The sequence below is a fragment of the Streptomyces sp. NPDC002958 genome (assembly GCF_055563255.1).
Window position 1 is genome coordinate 100,811 of the sequence record NZ_JBVHDS010000019.1, and the last position, 6,157, is coordinate 106,967.

The following is a 6,157-nucleotide window of genomic DNA, read 5'->3' on the forward strand; positions in this document are numbered from 1 at the left end:
GCGTAGCTATCCCTTGATTCCGGACGCGGTGACGCCCTCGGTGAAGTAGCGCTGGCCCACCATGTAGGCGGCGAAGATGGGCACGAACGCGATGACGGAGCCGGAGAGCACCACATTGAGCGGCACGTTCTGCTGCTGGAGCGAGGCGATGCCGACGGTGAGGGTGCGCATGTCGGTGGACTGGCCGATGATCAGCGGCCACAGGAAGTCGTTCCAGTGCCACAGGAAGACGAAGACGCCGAGCGTGGCGAGGATCGGCTTCAGCAGCGGCAGCACGATCCGGTAGAAGATCTGCCACTCGTTGCAGCCGTCGAGCCGGGCCGCCTCGAAGAGTTCGTCCGGCAGCCCCTGGATGAACTGGCGCATCAGGAACACCGCCTGGGCGTTGGCCAGAGTCGGCACGATCAGACCCCAGTACGTGTCCACGCCGCCCAGCTTCGCGATCATCGCGAACGTCGGGATCATCGTGACGTGGTACGGGACCATCACCATCGACAGGAACGACCAGAACATCGTCTCCCGGCCCGGGAAGCGCTTCTTGGCGAAGGCGTACCCGGCGAGCGAGGCGAGCAACAGCACACCGACGACCGAGACGACCGAGTAGATGAGCGTGTTGAACAGCCAGCGAGGCACGTCCTGGGCGTTCATGACGGTGTCGTACGCCTCGCCGGTGAGCGGCCACGGCAGCAGACTGCCGGGGAACTCGACCGCCGCGGAAGGCTTCAGGGAGAGCACGACCATCGCGTAGAACGGGAAGACCGTCACGATCGCGGCGACCGTCAGCAGTGCCGCGCGCGCGATCCGGCCGGCCGAGGTGGGCCGCATGCCGTGCGGGACGGTGTCCTGCTCGGAGAGCTTGCGCAGCTTGCGTTCGGTGCGGCGGGCGGCCCGGTCGGGGGCCGCGGGCGCCTCGCCCGCGGGCGGGGTCCCGGTCTTGGTGGGTGCTGTGGTCATGGTCACTGGTCCTTCCCGATCGCGAGCCGCTGGATCATCGCGACCACCACGGTCAGCACGAAGAGCGCGACGCCGACGGCGGAGGCGTAACCCAGGTCGAAGTACTTGAAGCCCGCGTCGTAGAGCTGGAAGACGAGCGTGTAACTGGCGTTGGCGGGGCCGCCCCCGGTCATCGTGTAGACCGCGTCGAAGACCTGGAACGAGGCCGTCGTCTCGATCACGGCGAGGAAGAACAGGGCGGGCTTGAGCTGCGGCAGCACGATGTACCGGAACCGCTGCCAGGGGCCCGCGCCGTCGGTGAGCGCGGCCTCCTCCAGCTCCCGCGGGATGTCCTGCATCCGGGCCAGCAGGATCAGCATGCCGTAGCCGAAACGGGACCAGACGCCGACGATCGCGAGTGCGGGCAGCACCAGCACGTCGTCGGAGAGCCAGGAACCCTCCGACATCCCGAACCAGCCCATCAGCGTGGACCAGGGGCCGCCGGTCGAGAAGATCCAGACGAAGACGGTGGCGGCCAGCACCAGCGAGGTGACGACCGGCAGGAAGAACACCGAACGGAAGAACTTGGCGCCGCGGAACGCGCGGCGGGTGATCAGCGCCAGGGACACCGACGCGATGAGGGTGCCCGGCACGGCGAGCACGGTGTAGAGGACCGTGACCTTCAGCGCCTGCCAGAACAGCGGGTCGTCCCACAGGCGGGTGAAGTTGTCCAGCCCGATGAAGCTGCCGCCGCCGGTCAGGGTGTAGTCGGTGAAGCTCATCAGCACACCGGCGACGCCCGGACCGAAGCGGAAGGCGAGGAAGAGCAGGAAACACGGAAGGACGAAGAGCAGGCCGATCCGGGCCTCGCGGCGCGCCTGCGGCCCGCTGCGACGGCCCCGGCGGGTGGGTTCCGCGACGACTGCCACGGGGATCTCCTTGCGGTACGGGGGATTGCGGGAGAGGGTGCGGGGCCGGGGTCCGGGTGCGGCCGGACCCCGGCCCGCGACGATCAGCGGCCGAGCATCGCCTGCGCGGCCTTCTGCGCGGCGTCCAGCGCGTCCTGCGGGCTCTTCTTGCCCAGCAGCGCCGCCTGGATCTCCGGTGCCAGCACGCCCTGGACCTCACGGGCCTTGTCCTGCAGCGGGCCCACGGTCATGGTCGGCAGCGTGGCGCCGACCGCCGTCTGCAGCGCGTCGTCCGGGTACAGGTCGCCACCGGACGTGCGGGCCGGGAAGTAGCCCGCGGCCTTCTGCAGATCTGCCGCGTTCTTCGACTCGGCGACGAAGTTCAGCCAGTCGCCGGTGTTCTTCTTGTCGGCGCCCTTCAGCATCGACAGGGCGCCCACGGTGCCGTAACCGACCGACTCGGCGTCCTTCAGCGGCGGCTGGACGACGATGTTCTCCTTGCCCCAGAAAGGCTCCACATCCGCCGGGGTGTTCTGCCAGGTGCAGGCCACCTTGCCCTTGGCAGTCGGGGTCTGCTCCAGCTTGGGCGTGGTCGTGACCAGGTCCTTGTCCGTGTAGCCGCCGTCGACGAGCTTCTTCAGGTACGTCAGCGCCTTGACACCGGCCGCGTCGTTGAAGGTGACGTTCTTGCCGTCCTCGGAGAAGACGTCGCCGCCGGCCTGCCACAGCAGCGGGTAGAAGGTCATGTTCAGCGTCTGCTGGGTGTCGCCGCTGTAGCTGGTGGCGTAGTAGCCCTTCCTCTTCAGCTTCGGGGCCAGCGCCTCCAGCTCCGCCCAGCTCGTCGGGTAGTTCTTCTCGCCGATCGCGGCGAACACCCGCTTGTCGCAGATCAGCGGGTTGGCGCTGGTCAGGATCGGGGTGGCGAGCGCCTTGCCGTCGACCGTGACGGACTTCAGCGCGAAGTCCGTGTAGTCCGACTTGGCGTCGGCCGGCATGTACTCGTCGGCCGGGATGATGCTCTTGGCGTACTTCGGCAACTGGTCCGGGATCAGGTAGACCGCGTCCGGCCCCTTGCCGGAGGCGATCGCCGTGGCCAGCGCGGTGTCGCGGTTGGCCCACGGGAAGGTCTCCACCTTCACCTCGACGCCCGAGTGCTCCTTCTCGAACGCCTTGACCAGGCCGTCCCAGTACGCCTTGTTCTTGGCCTCGTCGAAGATGACCGGGTAGGTCCACATGGTGACCGTGTTGCCGTCGCTGCCGCTGCCGGAACAGCCGGCCAGCACACCGGCGGCGAGCGCGGTGGCCAGGACGGGGGCGGCGACTGCGCGCACTCTGGAACGGCGGGTGAGGAGACGGGACATGAGGTGGTCCTCCAAGGACGTGAGGGTGGGGCGGGGGAAAGGGGGTGTCACTTGGTCGGCACCGGCTGGACGGTGCCGGTGTGCCGGGCGCGTTCGGCGGCGAACGCCGCGAGATGGCTGCCGAGCGAGGTGGCAGGACCGGAGCGGACGGCCCCGGCGTCGCCCGTGGCGACGGCGGTGACGAACGCCTTGACGAGCGCGGCGTCCCCGCCACCGTGCCCGTCGGCAGCGTTCGACCCGGACGCGCCGAGTTCGTGGACGGTGCTTTCGCCGGTCCGGAAGTCCTGCACGGTGACGCGCTCACCGTCACCGATCAGCCAGCCGTGCGAGCCGAAGATCCGGGTCTGCCGATGCGTCTGCTCGGTGAACGCCACCATCTGGAAGGTCGCGGTCACCCCGTCCGTCAGCTGCATCGCCAGCACCTGGTGGTCGACCACGTCGTTGTCGCTCCGGTACACGCAGACGCCGTACGGCCCCTCGCGCAGCGCCTGCACGAGACCTGCCTCGTCGGTCGCCTCGGTGACATGGGTGACCGGCCAGACCGGGCCCTTCTCGCGCAGCGTCGGCATGTACAGCTTCAACGCGCTGTACGGGCAGCCGGACTCGACCGCACAGTCGAGACAGCGGCCGGCGGACCCGGGTGGAGCGTTCTTCGGCCGGAAGTGCTTCAGCCCGCCGAAGCTCGTGACCTGTTCGATCCGGCCGCCCATGACATACGCGATCCAGTCCAGGTCGTGGCAGGACTTGGCGAGCAGCATCGGGGAGGAGTCCTTCTCGCTGCGCCACGGCCCGCGCACATAGCTGTGGGCGTAGTGCCACCAGCCCACCGGCTCCAGATGGTCGATGGAGACCAGCTGCCCGAGCACGCCGGAGTCCACGACCTCCTTCACCAGGTCGGTGTAGGGGGTGTACCGCATGACATGGCACACCGCGAAGAGGACCCCGGCCCGCTCCACGCCCTCGACGATCCGCCTGGTCTCGTCCTCGGTCGGGGCGAGCGGCTTCTCGGCGAGGATCGCGTATCCGGCCTCGGCCAGGGCCAGTACCGGCTCCACATGGAAACGGTCCTGGGTGGCGACGATGACGGCGTCGGCGATGCGGCTGTCGGCCAGCGGCCGCCAGTCGTCGAACTCGACGGGTGCGCCGGCGGCGGCCCGCGCCGCGGGGCGTGGATCGGCAACGGCGACGAGTTCGGCGCGCTCGGGGTGCGCCTTGATCCACTCGGCGTACGTCAGACCGCGGTTGCCGGCGCCGACGAGCGCGACCCGTACGGGCCGGCCGGTGATCGGGGTATGCGTGGACACGGGGAATCCCTGGTACTTGATGGACGTGGAGGTCAGAAGCGCAGCGTGGCCGCGGTGTGGGCGACGCGGTCGCCCTCGTCCGGCAGCGCGGTGCGCTCGGTGCCGTCCTCGACGCAGCCGGTGTGCAGCAGATGGCTGGAGGTGCCGCCGAACGCCGCGGGCCGCAGCTCGAGCCGGCCGCCGGTGAAGGTGGAGCCGGTGGCCCGGTAGCGGTTGGGGCCCTCGGTGACCAGCACATGGGCGGTGCCCTTGGGTGCGGTCGAGTCGAGGCCGGTCAGCTGCCAGTCGACGGTCCGTCCGGAGCCGGTACGGGCCAGCAGGGCGCCGTCCTTGTTGGTGCCGCTCAGACGCGTTCCGTCGATGCGCAGGCGCTGGTCCTTCGCCGAGGTCAACTTGAGGCCGGTGTCGCGGAGTTCGCCGCCAAGGACGGTGACGTCGGCGTGCGCGAGCGATACCGGGGCGGTGTCCTTGGATCCGGTCACGGTGCACTGGTCCAGGACGAGCGGACCGGTGCCGTTGAAGACCGCGCCGTCGACGCCCTTCAGCGTGCTGCGCTGCAGGGTGAGCGGGACGGTGACATTGGCCTGGGTGATCTCCGCGCCCGCCGCGAAGGCGAACGAGGAGTCGGCGACCACATTGGGGCGGGCGGACAGGTCGGAGGCCCGGGAGACGATCAGCGGGCCGGAGGCCGTACAGCCGCGCATCTGCACGCCGTCGGCGTTGACCCAGAGCATCCCGGAGCCGGCCAGGGACTTCTTGCCGATGACCAGTACGTCCTCCAGCGTCAGATCGGTGATCTTGACGCGGGCCACGAACCAGGAGCAGGCGTGCCGGCGTACGGTGATGCGCTTGGCCCTGCCGCCCCAGGCGGCACCGGAGTTGGCGAAGGTCATCAGACCGGAGTTGCCGGTGTAGACGAGGTCGTGCTCGAACTGCCCGTGCGTCACGAACGGGCCTTCGTCGTCACCGTCGCCGTGGCAGTTGGTGACGTAGCAGTAGGCGGAGGCGGTGAAGTCGTTGAGATGACGGGCGTTGGAGGTGTGACAGTCCTCGACATGCCCGTACAGACAGTAGATCTGCTGGGTGAGATAGCCCGCGCCGCCGTACGTGACGGACTTGGGATTGGTCAGCGAGCACTGCTCGGTGCGGTAGTACGTGCACCAGCGGCGCATCACCACCGGCCAGAAGGTGCCGACGGCCTCGATCCCGGAGACGTCGCAGCGCACCGCGTACTCGTACGCGACCGGGTGCGAGCCGGTCATCTCGTCCTCGCCCCAGCCCTCGAAGACGAGGTTGCGGACGTGGGCGCGGTCGACGGGCTCGATCCGGGTCCAGGTGAGGGTGCGGCCGGCGGCCAGGTCCCAGCCGATCTGGTAGTTGACCCGGATGTGCGTCGGGTCGACGACCTCGGTGACCTGGACGAGGCGCTGGATCTCCTTCTCGTACTTCCCCGACAGGGCGTTGATCTCCACGGCCCACCACTGGCCGACGGAGAATTTCGCCGAGTCGCCGACCTCGAAGAGGTCCGAGAGGTCCGGCATCGCGGCACTCAGGGTGTGCTTGACCGTGGTGTCGGTGACGGTGCCGCGGAAGGAGAGGACGGCGCCGAAGGGGTTGTCGTGGGTGTTCTTCTCGATGCCTTCGGTGCGCA

The 6,157-nt window shown here is 69.1% G+C and carries 5 protein-coding genes; all 5 read right to left on the reverse strand.

From position 1 onward, the window contains the following. Nucleotides 1-6: 6 nt before the first annotated feature. Nucleotides 7-954, reverse strand: a complete 948-nt coding sequence (locus ACZ3IC_RS26320) for a carbohydrate ABC transporter permease (RefSeq protein WP_467419871.1) — start codon at nucleotides 952-954, stop codon at nucleotides 7-9. 2 nt (nucleotides 955-956) lie between these two features. Further along, nucleotides 957-1,862, reverse strand: a complete 906-nt coding sequence (locus ACZ3IC_RS26325; protein ID WP_467419873.1) for a carbohydrate ABC transporter permease — start codon at nucleotides 1,860-1,862, stop codon at nucleotides 957-959. 83 nt (nucleotides 1,863-1,945) lie between these two features. Further along, nucleotides 1,946-3,202 (reverse strand): extracellular solute-binding protein, encoded by a 1,257-nt coding sequence (locus tag ACZ3IC_RS26330; RefSeq protein ID WP_467419876.1) that lies wholly within the window; start codon nucleotides 3,200-3,202, stop codon nucleotides 1,946-1,948. 47 nt (nucleotides 3,203-3,249) lie between these two features. Next, nucleotides 3,250-4,506, reverse strand: coding sequence for a Gfo/Idh/MocA family protein (locus ACZ3IC_RS26335; protein ID WP_467419878.1), 1,257 nt, complete (start codon nucleotides 4,504-4,506; stop codon nucleotides 3,250-3,252). Nucleotides 4,507-4,538: 32 nt separating this feature from the next. Then, nucleotides 4,539-6,157 (reverse strand): peptidase C14 (locus ACZ3IC_RS26340; protein WP_467419880.1); only part of this gene is annotated, 1,619 nt, incomplete at its 5' end.

Excerpts from the sequence above, each read along its gene's own strand:
- ACZ3IC_RS26320 (WP_467419871.1), bottom strand. The coding sequence starts at position 954 with ATGACCACAGCACCCACCAAGACCGGGACCCCGCCCGCGGGCGAGGCG.
- ACZ3IC_RS26330 (WP_467419876.1), bottom strand. The coding sequence starts at position 3,202 with ATGTCCCGTCTCCTCACCCGCCGTTCCAGAGTGCGCGCAGTCGCCGCC.